Origin of the sequence: Streptomyces sp. NBC_00306 (genome assembly GCF_036169555.1) — a bacterium.
Taxonomy (GTDB): domain Bacteria; phylum Actinomycetota; class Actinomycetes; order Streptomycetales; family Streptomycetaceae; genus Streptomyces; species Streptomyces achmelvichensis.
Genome location: NZ_CP108032.1, coordinates 1,766,512 through 1,784,233, shown reverse-complemented (window position 1 = coordinate 1,784,233; position 17,722 = coordinate 1,766,512). Strand labels below are relative to the sequence as shown.

Below are 17,722 nucleotides of genomic sequence, written 5' to 3'. Positions count from 1 at the left end.
CGGCTGTCTCTTGGGGGGAAACATGACGGCAAGGTTCACATCGAAGAAGGCGGTCAGACGCACGACAGCGGTGGCCGCCGCAACCCTGGCGCTGATCGGCGGCAGCCTCGTGACCGGGCAGCCGGCGTCCGCGGTCACCTTCAGCGGACGGCTCATGAACGCCGCCACCCGGCTCTGCATGGACGGCAGCGGTGCCGCGGGGCCCGGTGCCGCGGTGATCCAGTGGGAGTGCAACGGAGGCGCGAACCAGCGCTGGTACACGAGCACCGACTCCCGGGGGCGACAGACGATCGTCAACTCCGCGAACGGTCTGTGCCTGGACCGGCACGACGACACCCGCCCGGGCGCCAAGCTGATCCTGTGGCACTGCAACAGCAAGTGGAACCAGGTCTTCAGCGGAGGCACGGGCGCCAACCCCATTGTGAACGACCCCTCCGGCCACGTGATCGACGTTCCGGGAGGCACCGGCGTCTGGGGCACGCAGCTCATCATGTGGGAGCGCAACGGGGGCTCCAACCAGGGCTGGTGGCTCGTCTAGTGCGGCTCGCGGCAAGCTTTGCCCTGTCGAGGCACTAGTGCCGCTCGCGGCATGGAGGTCCGGCCGATCACGCGGCTGATCAACGGGGCCGCCGGCGATGTCCGGCGGCCCCGTGCCGACACCGCTACCTCAGCGCCGCCTTCATCATCTTCTGTGCGATCGGCGCCGCCAGGCCGTTGCCGCTGACCTCCGAGCGGGCCGCGCCCGAGTCCTCGATGAGGACCGCCACCGCGACCTCCTTCCCGCTGTCGGAGCTCTTGGCGTACGAGGTGAACCACGCGTACGGCGTCTTGCTGTTGTTCTCACCGTGCTGCGCCGTGCCCGTCTTGCCGCCGACCTCGGCGCCGTCGATCCGCGCGTTGGTGCCGGTGCCCTCGTCCACGACCGTCACCATCGCGCTGCGCAGCTCCTCGGCGACCGACTCCGAGACGATCCGGTCCGACGAGCCGTCCTCGTACGAGTCCAGGGTGTTGCCGTCGCCGTCCACGGTCTTCGAGACCATGTGCGGGGACTCCATGACCCCGCCGTTGGCGATCGCGGCCGAGACCATGGCCATCTGCAGCGGGGTCGCCGTCACGTCGAACTGGCCGATGCCCGACAGCGCCGTCTGCGCCTTGTCCATACCGCTCGGGTAGACGCTCGGGTAGGCCCGCACCGGGACGTCCCTCTGCTTGTCGTTGAAGCCGAACTTCTCCGCCGTCTCCCGGACCTTGTCCTCGCCCAGGTCCGCGGCCAGCTTGGCGAAGACGTTGTTGCAGGAGTACTGGAGCGCCGTGCGGAGGGTGGCGTTCTCGCAGGGTGCGGAGGCGTTCTCGTTCTTCAGGACCGTCGTCGTACCGGGGAGGGTGTACGGGTCGGGGCTCTCGGTCTTCTCGTCCACCGAGCCGTACAGACCGTCCTCCAGCGCGGCAGCGGCGACGACCAGCTTGAACGTCGAGCCGGGCGGCAGCGGCTGCCGGAGTGCCCGGTTGACCAGGGGCTTGTCCGGGTCGTCGAGCAGCTTCTTCCAGGCGGCCGAGTCCGACGTCCCGGAGATCGACGAGGGGTCGTACGAGGGCGTGCTCACCATCCCGAGGATGGCGCCCGTCTTCGGGTCGATCGCGACCGCCGCGCCCTTGGTGTCGCCGAGCGCCTTGGAGGCCGCCTTCTGCACCGCCGGATCGATCGTGGTCAGTACGTCGCCCGGCTTCTGCTGCTTGCCGGTGAGCGCGTCCACGGGGTTCTTCAGCCGGGTGTCGGTGCCGTCGAGGATCGTGCTGTGGATGCCCTCGAGCTGGGTGGCTCCGTATGCCTGCGAGCTGTAGCCGGTGACGGCCGAGTACAGCGAGCCGTCGGTGTAGGTGCGTTTGTACGCCAGATCACTGCCGGCGGTCCGCTGGGAACCGGTGACCGGTGATCCGGCCACGATGATGTCGCCGAGCGGCTGCGCGTACTGCGCGATGATCTTCCGTCGGTTGTGGTCGTTGTCCGCGAGTGCCTTGGCCTCGTACGCCTGCACCCAGGTGACCCGCACCAGCAGGGCGAGCACCAGCAGCAGACTGAAGGCGGCGGCGTTCCTGATCGTCTTGTTCATCCCATGCAAGGGACGAGCGGAACGGGGCGGGGCGTTCCCCTGTGCCCCCTTTTCTCAGGATTTACTCATCTCCCCGGCGGGGCGTCGGGGCTCAGCGGGGCCTCCCGGACGCGAGCTCCCGGTGCGGACCCTCAGCGCGGCGAGACGAACCCCGACTCGTACGCCGCGATCACCGCCTGGGTGCGGTCCCGCGTCCCCGTCTTCGCCAGCACGGAGGCCACATGCGTCTTCGTCGTCGCCGGTCCCACGCCCATCCGCCCGGCGATCTCCGCGTTCGTCAGCCCCGTCGCCATCAGCCGAAGGACCTCGGCCTCCCGATCGGTGAGCCGCTGCGCCCACGGCGGGGGAGCGGCGGCCCTCTGTCGGGCGTACTCGGCCGCGAGCGAGCGCACCGCGGCCGGGAAGAGGAGCGAGTCGCTGCGGGCGACCAGCCGCACCGCCTGCACCAGCTCCTCCGCCCTGGCCCGCTTGAGCAGAAAGCCCGCGGCGCCGGCGCGCAGCGCGTCGTACACATAGGAGTCGTTCTCGAACGTCGTCACCACGACGATCCGCGGCGGGTCCGCGAGGGTGGCGAGGATCTGCTCGGTCGCCCGGATGCCGTCGATCTCCGGCATCCGCACATCCATCAGCACCACGTCGGGCCGCAGCTCACGCACCACCGACACCGCCTCGGCGCCGGTCGCCGCCTCGCCGACCACCTCCAGACCGGGCTCGGCGTCCAGGATGACCCGCAGCGCGGTGCGGACCATGCGTTCGTCGTCCGCGAGGACGATCCGCACCGCGCTCACCGGGCACCGCCCAGCGGCAGCCGGGCGTGCAGTCGCCACACGTCGCCGTGCGGTCCGGCGTGGGCGTCCCCGCCCAGCAGCGCCGCACGCTCGGCGATGCCGCGCACACCACGGCCGCCTCCCGGGCGCACCGTCGCGGCCCTGGCGGGCAGCGGGTTCTCCATCACGATCTCCAACTCCTCGCCGCGTACGGCGATCCACAGCGAAACCGGGCACGCCCCGGCATGGCGCAGGGCGTTGCTGAGCCCTTCCTGGACGATCCGGTACGCCTCGCGCGAGACGGGCGGGGGCACGGCAGCCCGGTCGCCCTCCGCGGTCAGCGACACGGGCACGCCGCTGCGGGACATCAGCCCGTCCAGAGCGTCGAGTCCGGGACCGGTGGCCACGGGGCCCTCGGCGGCCTCGTCTGCCTGATCCAGCTCCCCCCGGCGCAACAGGCCGAGGACGGAGTCGAGTTCGCCGACCGTACGCCGGGTGGTCTCCTCGATCGCGGCCAGCGCCTCGCGGACGAACTCCACATCGGTGTCCAGGACCTTGCGCGCCGCGCCGGCCTGCAGGGTCACCGCGCTGAGCGCATGGCCCACGGAGTCGTGCAGTTCGCGGGCGAGACGGTTGCGCTCGGCCAGTTCGGTGGCCCGGCGCTCGGCGGCGGCGAGCCGGTCGGCGGGGGTGGGGCCGAGGAGCAGGGGTGCCTGGCGTGCCAGCAGCGCGCCGGCCGCCGCGACGCAGGCCGCGAGCGCCACGAGCATCGCGATCCCGGCGAACGGGAACAGGGCGAGCTGCCAGGCGGGGTAGTCCGGCGCCCGGAACCACTCCCGCACCGCGCCGGAGAGCGGCAGCAGCATCAGCGTCACCGCGAACGGCGGCAGCGCGAGCGAGGCACCGCTGATCAGGCCCCCGAGCCCGATGTGGAGCGTGAACCAGGCCGAGGTCCGTCCCCGGGCCGCCCGCGAGTGCGCCGGTCCGTCCGCGAGCAGCTGCCCCGGCACCCCGCACAGCGCCCGCGCCGCCGCCACCGACAGCGGCCTGGCGGGCGGGAACAGCGCGGTCAGCGCGGCGAGCGGCAGCGCGACCGCGTACGCCCCGAACTGGTGGGTGAGCGAACCGCCGAAGGCATTGTGGGAGCCGACGATCGGGCCGATCACCACGGTGCCGACGAGCCAGTACGGCATCAACAGCGCGCCGCCCAGGACGAGATGCAGCCAGCGCAGCCTGGCCCGGGACCCGAACAGCGCCCTGGTCCAGGCCCGGAGCAGGCCGCTCGCACGCTCGGTCACGCGCCGCGCCGCCGCAGTTGGGAGACGACGGCGCCGATGAGGAGGACGCCCGCGATCATCTCGACAGCGTAGGTCAGAGGGAGCAGACCGGTGGAGCGGTTGAACCGGTCGTCCTGCGGCATCAGCGAGGCGAGCAGCAGCCAGCCGCCCCAGGCGGCGAGAGCGCCGGAGCCGACCCACGCCGCCCCGAGCGGAACCTTCACCGGCAGCGAGGAGGCGCGATGACGGCCGGAGGTGAGGAGAAGAGCCCCGGCCACGGCGGCCAGGACGAAGGCGAGGCGCACGCCCTCCAGGACGTGGAAATCGGTGGCGCGCTCGTCGATCCGGCGGGCGGAGAGGCCGAGCGTCGCACCGCACAACCACAGCAGATGCATGACGGCCGGCAGCAGCGCGGCGAGCGCACCCGCGGCGGCCGCCACCCTGGCGGAAGGCGCGGCCGGCAGGTCACGCAGCCGGCCCTGCCACAGGTCGGCCCAGCGATTGCGGGCGTAGCGGACGAAGAGTGCGCCGAGGGCGAGGCCCTGGAGGATGAAGCCGCCGTAGACGACGCCGAAGACCCAGTCGTCGAGGAACGGCTCGGTGGCGGTGTCGGCGGACGTCGTCCCGCCGAAGGCGGAGACGAGCAGCTGGAGCGGGAAGCCGGCCATGATCGGTGAGAGCAGCCCGGTGGCGACCCAGAAGGGGAAGGCGAGCAGCCAGGTCCGCACCCGCAGTCCCCACGGCCGGGTGAGCAGCAGCGCGAGGACCACGACGGCCGAGTCCATCAGGACGGTGACGCCGTTGGCGAGCCCCAGCGTCGCGCGGTTCCCCAGCAGGACGCTCCCCTCGGGGATGCCGATGGTGCTGCCCGCCATCCACGCGGTCTTCAGGGTGACGTACGGGACGCAGGCGACGATCGCCACGGCGCGCAGGACGGCGGCGGCGCGTGACGGCCGTATCGCGGCGGGAGGCGCGGGGGCGAGGGGTGTCCGGGTCATGGCTCCACGCTCCCGGGCCGTGACCGTGCGCACGTCGTGCGTGGTGAGGAACCGCCTCCGCCGTGCGGCGGAGGCGGGCGCCGGCGTCGGGGCGTGAGGCGGGCCGTCGGCGTTCGTGTGTCGGGGGCGTGAGCCGGACCGTCCCGGCCGCGTGCCGGGAGCGGGCCGTCGGCGTTCGTGTGTCGGGGGCGTGAGCCGGACCGTCCCGGCCGCGTGCCGGGAGCGGGCCGTCGGCGTTCGTGTGTCGGGGGCGTGAGCCGGACCGTCCCGGCCGCGTGCCGGGAGCGGGCCGTCGGTGTTCGTGTGTCGGGGGCGTGAGCCGGACCGTCCCGGCCGCGTGCCGGGAGCGGGCCGTCGGTGTTCGTGTGTCGGGGGCGTGAGCCGGGTCGTCAGAGCCTGCGCGTCGCGAGCGTGAGGCGGTCGCGCGCGTCGAACAGCGCATCCTTGATCATCTGCTCGTGCGCCGGGGTGAGCCGGGCCACCGGGACCGAGCAGCTGATCGCGTCACGGGCCGGTGTGCGGTAGGGAATCGCGATGCCGAAGCAGCGCAGCCCGAGGGTGTTCTCCTCGCGGTCCACGGCGTAGCCCTGCTCGCGGATGAGGTGCAGTTCCTCGATGAGCTTCTCGCGGTCGGTGAGGGTGTGCTCGGTCAGGGACGACAGGGTCTCCGGGAGCATCTTGCGCACCTGCTCGTCGCTGTGGGTGGCGAGCAGGGCCTTGCCCAGCGAGGTGGAGTGGGCCGGCAGCCTGCGGCCGACGCGGGTGAAGGGGCGCAGATAGTGCTGCGACTGCCGGGTGGCGAGGTAGACGACGTTCGTCCCGTCGAGGCGGGCGAGGTGGATGGTCTCGGTGGTGTCGTCGGAGAGCCGGTCCAGCGTCGGCCGGGCGGCTGCCACGACCTCGTCGCCGTCGATGTAGGAGGTGCCGACCAGCAGGGCGCGGACGCCGATGCCGTAGCGCGTGCCGGTGGCGTCCGTCTCCACCCAGCCGAGCTCGACCAGGGTGCGCAGCAGCATGTAGAGGCTGGACTTGGGGTAGCCGACGGCCTCCTGGACCGCGGCCAGGGAGTGCATGCCGGGGCGCCCGGCGAAGTACTCGAGCAGTTCCACCGTCCGCACCGCGGACTTGACCTGTGCCCCACCAGAATCCGCCGTCGACATTGCCCTCGCTCCTTCTTGACCGCGCAGAACGCCCGGAAATAGAGTCCCCACATATTCACCATCGGGAACGCTGTTCAGAATACCGAACAACTCCTGGTGGGTGGCAAGAAGACCGGGAAGGAAGCCGCGGTGGCAGCAGCACCAGTCTGGAGTGTCGACCCCCGAACCGGGAACCCGCGGGAGCAGGTTGCGGTGGAGTCGACGGCCGAGGAGATCGACCGCGTGGTCCGTTCCGCCCACGCCGCCCGCCCCGCCCTCGCCGACCGGAGTGTACGCGCGCGTCTGCTCCGTACGGCCGCCGACCTGCTCGACGAGGCCCGCGAGCACGTCATCGAGGCGGCCGACGCCGAGACCGCGCTCGGCCCCACCCGCCTCACCGGTGAACTCGCGCGCACCACAGCGCAGTTGCGGGCCTTCGCCGATGTCGTCGACGAGGGCGCGTACCTCGACGTCCACATCGACCACGCGGACGCGAACCGCACCCCGCCGTGGCCCGACCTGCGCCGCTACAAGATCCCCCTCGGTGTCGTCGCCGTCTATTCCGCCAGCAACTTCCCGCTCGCCTTCTCCGTGCCCGGCGGCGACACCGCCAGTGCGCTGGCCGCGGGCTGCCCGGTCGTCGTCAAGGCCCACCCCGACCACCCCGCGACCGCCGAGCTGTGCGCGTCCGTACTGCGCAGGGCCGCGAAGCAGGTCGGTCTGCCCGAGGACGTGCTGAGCCTCGTGCACGGCTTCGAGGCCGGCGTCGAACTCGTGCGGCACCCGCTGGTCGCCGCGGCCGGCTTCACCGGTTCCGTACGCGGCGGACGTGCCCTCTTCGACGCCGCGGCCGCCCGCCCCACCCCCATCCCCTTCCACGGTGAACTCGGTTCTCTCAACCCGGTGGTGGTCACCGAGGAGGCCGCCGCCGAGCGCGCCGAGCAGATCGGCTCCGGACTCGCGGGGTCGATGACCCTCGGCGAAGGGCAGTTCTGCACCAAGCCCGGCTTCGTCCTGGCCCCGGCCGGCGACGCGGGCGACCGGATGCTCAAGTCGCTCACGGACGCGGTCAGCGAGACCGAGCCCGGCGTGATGCTCGACCACCGGATGCGCGGCGCCTTCGTCGAGGGCGTACGGGAACGGGCGGACCTGCCGTTCGTCGAGGCCCCGATCACCCCCGGGGCCGGCGGGGATCACACCGTGAGCGCCGGCTTCCTGTCCCTGCCGGCGCGGCTGCTCACCGCCGACGGGCCGCACGATCTGCTCCTGGAGGAGTGCTTCGGCCCGGTCACCGTGGTCGCGCGGTACGAGTCGGACGACGAGATCACCGCCGTGCTCGGACGCCTGCCCGGCAATCTCACCGCCACCCTGCACCTCTCGGCCGCCGAGGCCGCGGGGGAGGGCCGCGGCGCGGAGCTGCTCGCCGAACTCACCCCGCTCGCGGGCCGGGTGCTGGTGGACGGCTGGCCGACCGGTGTCGCCGTCGCCCCCGCCCAGCACCACGGCGGCCCCTACCCGGCGACCACGTCCACCTCCACCTCGGTCGGCGCCACCGCGATCGAGCGCTGGCTGCGGCCGGTCACCTATCAGACGACCCCGGAGGCGCTCCTTCCGCCGGAGTTGCGGGACGACAACCCGCTCGGTCTGCCGCGTCGGGTGGACGGACGCCGCGAGACTCCCGCAAGCTGAGCGGGTGACCGACTCCATCGAGCTGCCCGAACTCCCCTTCCCTCTGCGCCCCTACGGCCCCGACGCCAACTGGTCGTACGAGAAAGGGGTGCTGACCGGCTGGGCGGGGGCCCGGCAGGATCGTTTCGTGCCCCCGGCGGGCGACTCGCTGGACCCCGCCTCCGACGCGCCGCGCCTGCTCGGCTCGCCGGAGGGGGACTTCCAGCTGATCGCCCGCGTCACGGTCGGATTCGCCGCCGCCTTCGACGCCGGTGTGCTCTATCTGCACGTCGGTGAGCGGGAGTGGGCCAAGCTCTGTCTGGAACTCTCCCCGGACAGGCCCACCATCTGCACGGTGGTGACCCGCGGCTACTCCGACGACGCCAACTCCTTCGAGGTGGACGGCGACAGCGTCTGGCTGCGGATCAGCCGTACGGGCAAGGCCTTCGCCTTCCACGCGTCGACGGACGGCAAGCGGTGGACCTTCGTCCGGATCTTCGCGCTCGGCACCGAGGAACAGGCCGGTGCCGCGCTCGTCGGCTTCCTCGCCCAGTCGCCGGTCGGCGAGGGGTGTGTGGTGACCTACGACGAGATCGAGTTCCGCGAGGGCTGGCCGGACGGGCTGCGCGACGGTTCCTGACCACGCCCGCAACCGCACGGCCTGCCGCGTGCGTCCCCCGTACCATGATCAGACCAGCCGTTCCCGAGGACCTCGACGCCGTCACCGCCCTGCACGCCGAGGCCCGTGCCACCTATTACCGCGGGCACATACCGGACGAGGCCTTCGACAGCCCCGCCGAGCACGCCCGCACCCGCGCGGGCTGGGCGGCGGCCATCGAGCGCGGTGCGGTGCTCTGCGCGGAACGGGACGGGGCCCTCGCCGGCGTGGCGGCCTCCCGCACGGTCGACGGCGTCATGACGCTCACCCAACTCCATGTCCACCCCGCGCTCTGGCGCGCCGGCATCGGCACCGCGCTGCACCGGGCGTGCGTGGAGGGCTGGCGCAGCGCGGGCGTGACCACCGCCCGGCTGGAGGTCTTCGAGCACAACCGGCGCGCCCAGGACTTCTACACCGCACACGGCTGGACACCCGACCCGGACGAGCCGCTCTCGGGCAATCACCTGGTGATGCGGCTCACCGTGCCGCGCGCCGTGGAATGAGGCGGGTGCCGCGGGTGTTGAGGTCGGAGCGGAGGTGGCCTCCGTACCGTTCGGACCCTGGAGAGAATCAGCATGCGCGTCGAGATCTGGAGCGACATCGCCTGCCCGTGGTGCTACATCGGCAAGGCGCGCTTCGAGAAAGGGCTCGCGGACTTCGCCCACCGTGACCAGGTCGAGGTCGTGCACCGGTCCTTCGAGCTCGACCCGGGCCGCGCCAAGGGTGACACCGCGCCCGTCGTCGACATGCTGGCCCTGAAGTACGGGCGCAGCCGCGAGGAGGCGCAGGCCATGGAGGAGCACGTCGCCTCCAACGCCCGCTCCGAGGGCCTCGGCTACCGCACCGAGGGCCGCGACCACGGCAGCACCTTCGACATCCACCGTCTGCTGCACCTCGCCAAGGCCCGCGGCCGCCAGGACGAACTGCTCGACCTCGCCTACCGCGCCAACTTCGCCGAGGAGCGCTCGGTCTTCGACGCCGAGGTGCTGGTGGAGCTCGCGGTCGAGGCGGGACTGGACGCGGACGAGGCCCGCGCGGTGCTCACCGACGAGGACGCGTACGCCGACGACGTACGGACCGACGAGCGCGAGGCCGCGGAGCTGGGCGCGAACGGCGTGCCCTTCTTCGTCCTCGACCGGCGCTACGGCATCTCCGGCGGTCAGCCGGCCGAGCTGTTCACCCAGGCGCTGGAGCAGGCCTGGCAGGGCCGGACCCTCACACCCGTCGCCGTGGACGGCGGGGACGCGCCCGTGTGCGACACCGACGGCTCGTGCGAGGTCCCGCGGCACTGATCGTGCGGGCTGGGTCCGGCGCGCCCGACGATGAAGCACCGCTGACGGGTACCCCTCAACGATTCGCGGTTGACCTGCGGTTGGCCGCACCGCAGGGTGATCTCATGGAGACCCTGGGCGGTGCCGCGTTCGCGCCGGACAAGACGTATCTGAACACCTGTAGCGCCGGGCTGCTGCCCCGCAGCGCGGCCGATGCCGTCACGGCGCTGGTCGAGGAGCTCGCGGCCGGCCGGCCCGGCGGGGCGGGCGACTGGCCGAGAGTGGGTGCCGTCCGGCGGTCCTTCGCCCGGCTGACCGGTACGGACGAGGCGCGGGTGGCCGTCGGCGGTTCGGTGGCGGTGCACGTCGGGCTCGTCGCGCAGTCCTTCCCGCCCGGCTCGGAGATCCTCTTCCCGGAGGGGGACTACTCCTCGGTGATCACCCCGTTCGCGGTGCGCGGTGACCTCAAGCTCCGCTTCGTGCCGCTGGACGGCCTGGCGGAGGCGGTGCGCCCCGGGACGGCGCTGGTCGCCCTCTCCTCGGTGCAGTCGTCGGACGGCCGGATCGCCGATCTGGCGGCGGTCCGGGCCGCGGCGGCGGCGCACGGCGCCCGCACCCTCCTCGACGCCAGCCAGTCGGCGGGCTGGCTGCCGCTGGACGCGGACGCGTGGGACTTCACCGTCACCGGCGCCTTCAAGTTCCTGATGTGCCCCCGCGGGGTCTCGTTCCTGACCGTGGGCGAGGAGGCGCAGCGGTCGGTGGTGCCGATCCACGCGGGGCCGTTCGCCGCCGAGGACGAGAACGGGTCGATCTACGGCCCGGTCGATGAACTGGCCCGCTCGGCCCGGCGCTTCGACGAGCCGCCGGCCTTCCCCTCGTACCACGCGGCCGAGCAGTCGCTCGCGCTGCTGGAGGAGATCGGCATCGACGCCGTGCACGCCCATGACACCGCGCTGGCCCGGCGGTTCCGCGACGGGGTGGCGCGGCTGGGGTACGAGGCCGTGCCGGGCGAGTCGGCCGTCGTCGCCGTGCCGGGGCTCGACGACCGGGTGGCCGACCTCGCCCGCGCGGGTGTCGTGGTGTCGGCCCGGTCGGGGAACCTCCGGGCCGCGTTCCACCTCTACAACTCGGCCGCCGACGTGGACCGGGCGCTGGACGTGCTCGCGGGCTGAGCGGCGGGCGCCTACTGAGCGGCGGGGGCCGGCTGAGCGACGGGGGACTGCTCGGCCGCGCCCTCCGTCCGGGCGGGGGATTCCGCGGCCGTGCCCTCGCTCCGGTCGGCGGACGCCTCGGCCCCACGCTCCGTCCGGTCGGGGCAGTCCCCGGCCTGCACGCAGAGGTTCTTCTCGACCTTCGCCAGCAGCCGGACCAGTTCGGTGCGTTCGTCGGTGCTCAGCCCGTGGAGTGTGTGCTCCTCCAGGTTCGTCCAGGCCTCTTCCACCGCGGAGTGCAGCGCGCAGCTGTCGGCGGTGGCCTCGATCAGGACGGCGCGCCGGTCGGCGGGGTCGGGGCAGCGGCGCACGTGCCCGGCCTGCTCCAGCCGCTGGAGCATCTTGGTGACGGTGGACGGATCGAGCTCCACGGCCTTGATCAGCTCGGACTGCCGCACCGGCCCGGCGTCCCACAGGTGCATCATCACGAACTCCTGCCCCGGGTAGAGGCCGGCGCCCTTGAGGAGCTTGCCCGCGGCCATGCGGTGCAGCCGGGCGACCCGGGAGACGGCATGGCTGACGGGACCGCCGAGCGCGGAGCCCGGCAGCGGGACCGTACAGGCGGGGTCGGCCGCGGTCTCGGACATCATCGGCCCTCCTTCTCGGGCGAGGCGCTGTCGTCGGGGACAGTCTTGCGGACAACTTTACCTTGGTCGGCCAATTAATGAGTTACAGTGGCTCCCGGCACCGATACTTGGCCGACCACATAACTCTCCGGGAGCCCCCATGACCACCGTCTTCGACCCGATCGACCTGTCCGGCACCCAGCTCGACAACCGCATCGCCATGGCGCCGATGACCCGCAGCAGGGCGTTCGGCGACGGCCTCACCGTCACCGACTCCACGGTGGAGTACTACAGCCAGCGCGCCGGCGCGGGGCTGATCATCACCGAGGGCATCCAGCCGTCCGTGACGGGACAGGGCTACCCCGACACCCCCGGGCTGCACAGCGACGAGCAGGTCGCCGCCTGGCGCAGGGTCACCGATGCCGTGCACGCCGAGGGCGGCACGATCTTCGCCCAGATCATGCACGCCGGACGCATCGGTCACCCGGTGCTCTTCCCCGACGGCCGGGCCAGCGTGGCCCCGTCCGCCGTGGCGGCTGCCGGCCAGCTCTTCACGCACGAGGGCCCGAAGGACTTCCTCGCCCCGCGCGAGCTGACCGCCGAGGAGATCCGCTCGGTCGTGGACGACTTCGCCGCCGCGGCGCGCAACGCGATCGCGGCCGGCTTCGACGGCGTCGAACTGCACGGCGCCAACGGCTACCTCATCCACCAGTTCCTCGCGCCCAACACCAACCTGCGCACCGACGAGTGGGGCGGCCCGGTGGAGAACCGCATCCGTTTCGCGGTGGAGGTGACCAAGGCCGTCGCCGCGGCCATCGGCGCCGAGCGCACCGGACTGCGGCTCTCGCCCGGCAACGTGTACAACGACATCGCGGAGACCGACACCGAAGCCCTCTACCCGGCGCTGGTCGAGCAGTTGGAGCCGCTGGGCCTCGGCTATCTGCACATCACCGAGACCAACACGGGCGCCCGGGACGTGACGCTCGCCCTGCGCAAGCAGTTCAGCGGCACGTTCATCCTGAACCCGGTGACGGAGGGTCCCACCGACCACCGCGTCCTGCCGCTGGTCGAGGACGGGATCGCCGACATCCTCGCCTTCGGCGCGCTGTTCCTCGCCAACCCGGACCTGCCCGCCCGGCTGCGGACCGAAGGCCCCTACAACACGCCGGACACCGCGTCGTTCTTCGGCGGCGGCGACCAGGGGTACACCGACTACCCGACCCTGTCAGTACGCGGCTGAGTACTCGGCGCGGTACGGCAGTTGGACGGCCCAGGGCCCGGCCACCCCTCACGAGGAGGGGCGGCCGGGCCCTGGGCCGCAGAAGCGTGTCAGCGCACGACGTGTCAGCGCACGGGGGTGAAGTCCCGTGCCCCGATGAACTCCGGACGCGGTACCGGAGCGGCGAACGGCTCCTCCGCGGCATTGTCCACGCTGTTGAACACGATGAAGACGTTGCTGCGGGCGTACGGCGTGATGTTGTCACCGGAGCCGTGCATGCAGTTGCAGTCGAACCAGGTCGCCGAGCCGGCCCGGCCGGTGAACAGCCGGATGCCGTGCCGGTCCGCGAACCGGGTCAGCGCGGCGTCCGACGGTGTGCCGGCGTCCTGCATCTGCAGCGACTTCTTGTAGTTGTCCTTCGGCGTCTCGCCCGCACAGCCCAGGAACGACTTGTGCGAACCGGGCATGATCATCAGCCCGCCGTTGGTGTCACGGTTCTCGGTCAGCGCGATCGAGACCGAGACGGTGCGCATGTTCGGCAGTCCGTCCTCGGCGTGCCAGGTCTCGAAGTCCGAGTGCCAGTAGAAGCCCGAGGCGCCGAAGCCCGGCTTCACATTGATCCGCGACTGGTGGACGTACACGTCCGAGCCGAGGATCTGGCGGGCCCGGCCCACCACCCGCTCGTCGCGCACCAGCGAAGCGAAGATCTCGCTCAGCTTGTGGACCTCGAAGACCGAGCGCACGTCCTGCGACGTCGGCTCGATGATCGAGCGCTCGTCGGCGCGGACGGCCGGGTCGGCGATCAGCCGGTCCAGCTCCGCACGGTAGAGCTCGACCTCGTCGTCGGAGATCAGATCCTCGACCGTGAGGAAGCCGTCGCGCTCGAAGCCCGTCAGATCGTTCTGGCCGATCGGCCCCGGAGCGCCCGGCGGCGACCAGACGACCGGGTCCTGGCGGGGGGTCACCACCTCGCCAACGCCTCGGGTCGGGTAGAGATCGGTGCGTACAGCGGCGGTGGTCATTCTTCAGCCCTCCTCGGTGAGCAGCGGGTAGACGCCGTTCTCGTCGTGGTCCTCCCGTCCGGTGACGGGAGGGTTGAAGACGCAGACACAGCGGAAATCGGTTTTCGGACGGAGTGTGTGGCGCTCGTGCCCGTCCAGCAGGTACATCGTGCCGGGCTCGATCCAGTGGGTCTCGCCGGTCTCGTCGTCGGTGAGTTCGGCCTCACCCTCCACACAGAGCACGGCCTCGATGTGGTTCGCGTACCACATCGACGTCTCCGTACCCGCGTACAGCACGGTCTCGTGGAGCGAGAACCCGACCTTCTCCTTGGCGAGCACGATGCGCTTGCTCTCCCAGGTGCCGGATGCGGACCGCACATGGCGATCGGTGTTCTCGATGTCCTTGAACGATCGGACTAGCACGGTGAGTTGATGCCTTTCCTTCAGGTACGGGTGTCAGGCGGTCTCGCGGACCGCGCGGGCCAGGATGCGCAGGCCCTCGTCGAGCTCGTCGGGCGTGATGGTGAGCGCGGGAAGCAGCTTCACCACCTCGCTCTCCGGGCCGGAGGTCTCCAGCAGCAGCCCCAGCTCGAACGCGCGGGCGCAGACGGCCGATGCGCGCGGCTTGTCGGTGAACTCCAGGCCCCAGACCAGTCCGCGTCCGCGGAAGCTGAGCCCGGTGTCGCCGCTCTCGGCGACGATGGCCAGCAGCGCCTGCTCGACCTGCTCGCCACGGGCGAGGGTCTGCTTCTCCATCTGGCCGTCGGCCCAGTAGGTGTCGAGCGCGGCGGCGGCGGTGACGAACGCGGGGTTGTTGCCGCGGAAGGTGCCGTTGTGCTCGCCGGGCTCCCAGACGTCCAGCTCCGGCTTGAACAGGCAGAGCGACATGGGCAGTCCGTAGCCGCTGATCGACTTCGACAGCGTCACGATGTCCGGCGTGATGCCGGCCTCCTCGAAGGAGAAGAAGCCGCCGGTGCGGCCGCAGCCCATCTGGATGTCGTCGACGATCAGCAGCATGTCCTGGCGGTGGCACAGGTCCTGGAGCGCACGCAGCCACTCGGCGCGGGCGACGTTGATGCCGCCCTCGCCCTGCACGGTCTCGACGATCACGGCGGCCGGCTTGTTGAGACCGGAGCCCTGGTCCTCCAGCAGTCGCTCGAACCACAGGAAGTCGGGGACCTGGCCGTCGAAGTAGTTGTCGAACGGCATGGGCGTGCCGTGCACCAGCGGTATGCCGGCGCCGGCCCGCTTGAAGGCGTTGCCGGTGACGGCCAGGGAGCCGAGCGACATGCCGTGGAAGGCGTTGGTGAACGAGACGACCGACTCGCGGCCCTTGACCTTGCGGGCCAGCTTCAGGGCCGCCTCGACCGCGTTGGTGCCGGTCGGGCCGGGGAACATGACCTTGTACGGCAGATCGCGCGGCCGCAGGATCACGTTCTGGAACGACTCCAGGAACGCTCGTTTGGCCACCGTCGCCATGTCCAGGCCGTGGGTGATGCCGTCACGCTCGATGTAGTCGATCAGCGCGCGTTTCAGCACCGGGTTGTTGTGTCCGTAGTTGAGCGAGCCTGCTCCGGCGAAGAAGTCCAGGTAGGTGTGGCCGTCCTCGTCGTGGAGGTAGCTGCCCTGCGCACGGTCGAACACTGCGGGCCAACCGCGGCAGTAGCTGCGCACCTCCGACTCCAGGGTCTCGAAGACACTCAGGGCGGGCGGGGTGATGGTCACAGCAGTCTCCAGAAGTGTGGGGGGATCAGGCGGAGATGGGGCCGATGCGGTACAGAACTTCCGGCAGATGGGTTCCCTCGGGGAACAGATCGCCGTCGAAGAGGACTTCGCGTTCGAGCTGTGCGCCGTGGCGCTTGGCGTACGAGGTGAACAACCGGTCGGACGCCGTGTTGTCCGGCGTGATGGTCGTCTCCATCTGCGTCACGCCGCGATCGCCGGTGACCTTGACGGTCAGCGCGTCCAGCAGCACACCGGCGAGTCCCTGCCCCTGGTGCTCCCGGTCGACGGCAACCTGCCAGACGACCAGGGTCTCGGGGCGGTCGGGGCGTGCGTAGCCGGTGACGAAGGCGATCGGCTCGCCGCCCGCGTCACGCGCCACCAGGGATGTGGCCGCGAAGTCGCGACACCACAGCAGGTAGCTGTACGAGGAGTTGAGGTCCAGGACCTCGGAGTCGCGGGCAATGCGCCAGATCGCGGCTCCGTCCTCCACTCGTGGGGTGTCGATCTCCGTGAATTCGCTCGGGGAAGTGGCTCGTACAAGGTCTTCTTGTGCGGCGGTCATGTCGATGCAATTTACCGAGCAAATTCAAAAAATGCATTGCGGGGAGGGGTTGGCTGGAGCGTCCTCGTGTGTTATCGCGCGTGCGTGAGTCTTAAGGTCCCGAGGAGGCGCTATGGTCGGGTTTGCCCCGAAAATAAGCGGCCAATCGGGCGCCCTGTGGGGTCGGTCACACGTCCGTAACGACTCCGAGATCTGCTCGAATCACCCGTCGGATTCTTGATGGATCTCTGACGTTTAGGGTCGCGGAACGGGGGCAGAAGAAGCCGGGAAGCTGCTACCGGTAAACAAATTCATGGAATTGGTTTAATAGCGCGGACTTCGACGCAGCGAGAAATGCCGTTCACTCTCCGGAAGAATTCCCGGAAACGCAGGCCCGGCCCCCGGGACGAGATCCCGGCGCCGGGCCCCGATGCCTCAGCGCCAGGCCTCGGTGACCGCGCGGCGAGCGGCCTCCAGGTCCACCCGCACGCCCGTCTCCGCGAGCGCGGCACCCAGTGCCGCGAGGGAGGACTGCGCAGCGCCGCGCGTGGCGTCCACGCCGTAGTGGTTCACCCGGATCATCTCCTTGGACAGCGCACCGCCACCGGCGATGAGCGGCAGGGAGGGGTCGGCGGCCAGCGCCCGGGCCACCAGCTCCGATGCGTCCACGCCGGGCGGGGTGCGCAGCGTCGTCGCCACCGGGGCGGCGTCCCTCGCCTCGTGCACATACGGTTCGAGGCCGCCGCCGAGAGCGGTGACACCCGCGCGCGTGGCCGCAGCGGCCGAGGCGTGGCGGGCTGTCACCGCGTCGAGACCCTCCGTCTCGATGCGCTCCACACAGGCCTCCAGTGCCAGCATCTCCAGTTGCGCGGGAGCGTGCAGCAGTGCGGTGCGGCCGCCGTCGATCCACCGCTCCTTCCAGTCCAGCAGCGAGAGGTACGAGCGCCTCGGCGCCGCGGGATTGGCCGAAATCCGCTCCCAGGCGCGCTCGCTCACCGACACCGCCGAGACCCCGGCGGGGCCGCCCATGGCCTTCTGGGCGCCGATCACGCACAGATCCACGCCCCAGGCGTCCGGCAGCAGCGGCTCGGCCGCCACCGACGCCACCGCGTCGAGCATGAAGAGCGCACCGTGAGCGCGGACGACCTCACCGATCGGGGCGACGGGGTTGGTGTTGCCCGTGGCCGCCTCCGCGTGCACCAGCGAGACGAAGTCGATCTCCGGGTGCGCGGCCAGCGCCTGCTCTACCTGATCCGCGGTGACCGCCGTGTGGAAGGGGATCTCGAGGTCGACAACGTTCGCGCCGCAGTCCCGGAGCCAGTTCCCGAAGGTCTGTCCGTACGGCCCGGTCACCACGTTCAGTGCGGTGGAACCCGGCCGTGCGGCGCCGCGGATGCACCCCTCCAGCGGGAGCAGGGCCTCGCCCTGCATGATCACCACATCCTGCTCGGTGCCGAGCAGCGCGGCGACCCTCCGTTCGATGCCGGCGAACTGCGCGGCGGTGAGCGGGGCCAGGTCCAGCAGCGGGTGTGTCACGGTGGTGCCTTCTTCGTCGCGGTGTTCTGGGTCC

General features: G+C 71.4%; 17 protein-coding genes and 1 pseudogene. 7 read left to right on the top strand and 11 right to left on the bottom strand.

Features of this window, described 5'->3' with window-relative positions; all coding sequences use genetic code 11:
* Positions 1-22: 22 nt before the first annotated feature.
* Positions 23-538: an RICIN domain-containing protein gene (locus OHA05_RS08030; RefSeq protein ID WP_313947068.1), complete on the top strand. Its 516-nt coding sequence runs from the start codon at positions 23-25 to the stop codon at positions 536-538.
* Positions 539-662: 124 nt separating this feature from the next.
* Here the strand turns inward: OHA05_RS08030 and OHA05_RS08025 are convergent, their stop codons facing one another.
* The 5 genes from OHA05_RS08025 to OHA05_RS08005 all read right to left on the bottom strand — a co-directional run bounded on the left by OHA05_RS08025 (position 663) and on the right by OHA05_RS08005 (position 6,313).
* Positions 663-2,111, bottom strand: a complete 1,449-nt coding sequence (locus OHA05_RS08025) for a peptidoglycan D,D-transpeptidase FtsI family protein (RefSeq protein WP_313947069.1) — start codon at positions 2,109-2,111, stop codon at positions 663-665.
* Positions 2,112-2,242: 131 nt separating this feature from the next.
* Positions 2,243-2,860 (bottom strand): response regulator transcription factor, encoded by a 618-nt coding sequence (locus OHA05_RS08020; RefSeq protein WP_328863350.1) that lies wholly within the window; start codon positions 2,858-2,860, stop codon positions 2,243-2,245.
* Positions 2,861-2,895: 35 nt separating this feature from the next.
* Positions 2,896-4,176 (bottom strand): sensor histidine kinase, encoded by a 1,281-nt coding sequence (locus OHA05_RS08015; RefSeq protein ID WP_328860158.1) that lies wholly within the window; start codon positions 4,174-4,176, stop codon positions 2,896-2,898.
* Positions 4,173-5,153, bottom strand: coding sequence for a hypothetical protein (locus OHA05_RS08010; protein ID WP_328860157.1), 981 nt, complete (start codon positions 5,151-5,153; stop codon positions 4,173-4,175). The genes OHA05_RS08015 and OHA05_RS08010 overlap by 4 nt, the downstream gene beginning before the upstream one ends.
* A 389-nt stretch (positions 5,154-5,542) precedes the next feature.
* Positions 5,543-6,313 carry an IclR family transcriptional regulator gene (locus OHA05_RS08005; protein ID WP_313947072.1) on the bottom strand — a complete coding sequence of 257 codons (771 nt, stop codon included), beginning with the start codon at positions 6,311-6,313 and terminating at the stop codon, positions 5,543-5,545.
* 129 nt (positions 6,314-6,442) lie between these two features.
* Between OHA05_RS08005 and OHA05_RS08000 the strand changes: the two genes are divergently transcribed.
* From OHA05_RS08000 to OHA05_RS07980, 5 genes are all read left to right on the top strand, one after another.
* Positions 6,443-7,981 carry an aldehyde dehydrogenase (NADP(+)) gene (locus tag OHA05_RS08000; RefSeq protein ID WP_328860156.1) on the top strand — a complete coding sequence of 513 codons (1,539 nt, stop codon included), beginning with the start codon at positions 6,443-6,445 and terminating at the stop codon, positions 7,979-7,981.
* A 4-nt stretch (positions 7,982-7,985) separates the two neighbouring features.
* Positions 7,986-8,600 carry a DUF1349 domain-containing protein gene (locus OHA05_RS07995; protein WP_313947074.1) on the top strand — a complete coding sequence of 205 codons (615 nt, stop codon included), beginning with the start codon at positions 7,986-7,988 and terminating at the stop codon, positions 8,598-8,600.
* A gap of 44 nt (positions 8,601-8,644) precedes the next feature.
* Positions 8,645-9,121 (top strand): GNAT family N-acetyltransferase, encoded by a 477-nt coding sequence (locus tag OHA05_RS07990; protein ID WP_313947075.1) that lies wholly within the window; start codon positions 8,645-8,647, stop codon positions 9,119-9,121.
* Between the two features lie 72 nt (positions 9,122-9,193).
* Positions 9,194-9,910 carry a DsbA family oxidoreductase gene (locus OHA05_RS07985; RefSeq protein WP_328860155.1) on the top strand — a complete coding sequence of 239 codons (717 nt, stop codon included), beginning with the start codon at positions 9,194-9,196 and terminating at the stop codon, positions 9,908-9,910.
* Between the two features lie 104 nt (positions 9,911-10,014).
* Positions 10,015-11,061 (top strand): aminotransferase class V-fold PLP-dependent enzyme, encoded by a 1,047-nt coding sequence (locus tag OHA05_RS07980; RefSeq protein WP_328860154.1) that lies wholly within the window; start codon positions 10,015-10,017, stop codon positions 11,059-11,061.
* Positions 11,062-11,195: 134 nt separating this feature from the next.
* Here the strand turns inward: OHA05_RS07980 and OHA05_RS07975 are convergent.
* Positions 11,196-11,690: pseudogene (locus OHA05_RS07975) on the bottom strand (MarR family winged helix-turn-helix transcriptional regulator); the annotation flags it as partial.
* A 136-nt stretch (positions 11,691-11,826) separates the two neighbouring features.
* Here OHA05_RS07975 and OHA05_RS07970 point away from each other — a divergent pair.
* Entirely contained in the window at positions 11,827-12,906 is a 1,080-nt protein-coding gene (locus OHA05_RS07970; protein WP_328860152.1) for an alkene reductase, read from the top strand.
* Between the two features lie 104 nt (positions 12,907-13,010).
* On the opposite strand, the gene thpD is transcribed toward OHA05_RS07970, so the two are convergent.
* The 5 genes from thpD to OHA05_RS07945 form a co-directional block, all read right to left on the bottom strand.
* Entirely contained in the window at positions 13,011-13,907 is an 897-nt protein-coding gene (thpD, locus tag OHA05_RS07965) for an ectoine hydroxylase (protein WP_313947080.1), read from the bottom strand.
* Between the two features lie 3 nt (positions 13,908-13,910).
* On the bottom strand, positions 13,911-14,309 hold the full coding sequence (locus OHA05_RS07960) for an ectoine synthase (RefSeq protein WP_313947081.1): 399 nt from the start codon (positions 14,307-14,309) through the stop codon (positions 13,911-13,913).
* Positions 14,310-14,342: 33 nt separating this feature from the next.
* Positions 14,343-15,611, bottom strand: coding sequence for a diaminobutyrate--2-oxoglutarate transaminase (ectB, locus tag OHA05_RS07955; RefSeq protein ID WP_313947082.1), 1,269 nt, complete (start codon positions 15,609-15,611; stop codon positions 14,343-14,345).
* Positions 15,612-15,636: 25 nt separating this feature from the next.
* Positions 15,637-16,173 (bottom strand): diaminobutyrate acetyltransferase, encoded by a 537-nt coding sequence (ectA, locus tag OHA05_RS07950; protein WP_313947083.1) that lies wholly within the window; start codon positions 16,171-16,173, stop codon positions 15,637-15,639.
* A 414-nt stretch (positions 16,174-16,587) separates the two neighbouring features.
* Positions 16,588-17,688, bottom strand: coding sequence for a pyridoxal-phosphate-dependent aminotransferase family protein (locus tag OHA05_RS07945; RefSeq protein WP_328860151.1), 1,101 nt, complete (start codon positions 17,686-17,688; stop codon positions 16,588-16,590).
* Positions 17,689-17,722 lie beyond the last annotated feature (34 nt).

What these genes read in the sequence shown, in the direction of transcription:
- OHA05_RS08030 (WP_313947068.1), top strand. Translation starts at nt 23, where the DNA reads ATGACGGCAAGGTTCACATCGAAGAAGGCGGTCAGACGCACGACAGCG.
- OHA05_RS08025 (WP_313947069.1), bottom strand. Translation starts at nt 2,111, where the DNA reads ATGAACAAGACGATCAGGAACGCCGCCGCCTTCAGTCTGCTGCTGGTG.
- OHA05_RS08020 (WP_328863350.1), bottom strand. Translation starts at nt 2,860, where the DNA reads ATGGTCCGCACCGCGCTGCGGGTCATCCTGGACGCCGAGCCCGGTCTG.
- OHA05_RS08010 (WP_328860157.1), bottom strand. Translation starts at nt 5,153, where the DNA reads ATGACCCGGACACCCCTCGCCCCCGCGCCTCCCGCCGCGATACGGCCG.
- OHA05_RS08005 (WP_313947072.1), bottom strand. Translation starts at nt 6,313, where the DNA reads ATGTCGACGGCGGATTCTGGTGGGGCACAGGTCAAGTCCGCGGTGCGG.
- OHA05_RS07990 (WP_313947075.1), top strand. Translation starts at nt 8,645, where the DNA reads ATGATCAGACCAGCCGTTCCCGAGGACCTCGACGCCGTCACCGCCCTG.
- OHA05_RS07985 (WP_328860155.1), top strand. Translation starts at nt 9,194, where the DNA reads ATGCGCGTCGAGATCTGGAGCGACATCGCCTGCCCGTGGTGCTACATC.
- OHA05_RS07980 (WP_328860154.1), top strand. Translation starts at nt 10,015, where the DNA reads ATGGAGACCCTGGGCGGTGCCGCGTTCGCGCCGGACAAGACGTATCTG.
- OHA05_RS07970 (WP_328860152.1), top strand. Translation starts at nt 11,827, where the DNA reads ATGACCACCGTCTTCGACCCGATCGACCTGTCCGGCACCCAGCTCGAC.
- thpD (WP_313947080.1), bottom strand. Translation starts at nt 13,907, where the DNA reads ATGACCACCGCCGCTGTACGCACCGATCTCTACCCGACCCGAGGCGTT.
- ectA (WP_313947083.1), bottom strand. Translation starts at nt 16,173, where the DNA reads ATGACCGCCGCACAAGAAGACCTTGTACGAGCCACTTCCCCGAGCGAA.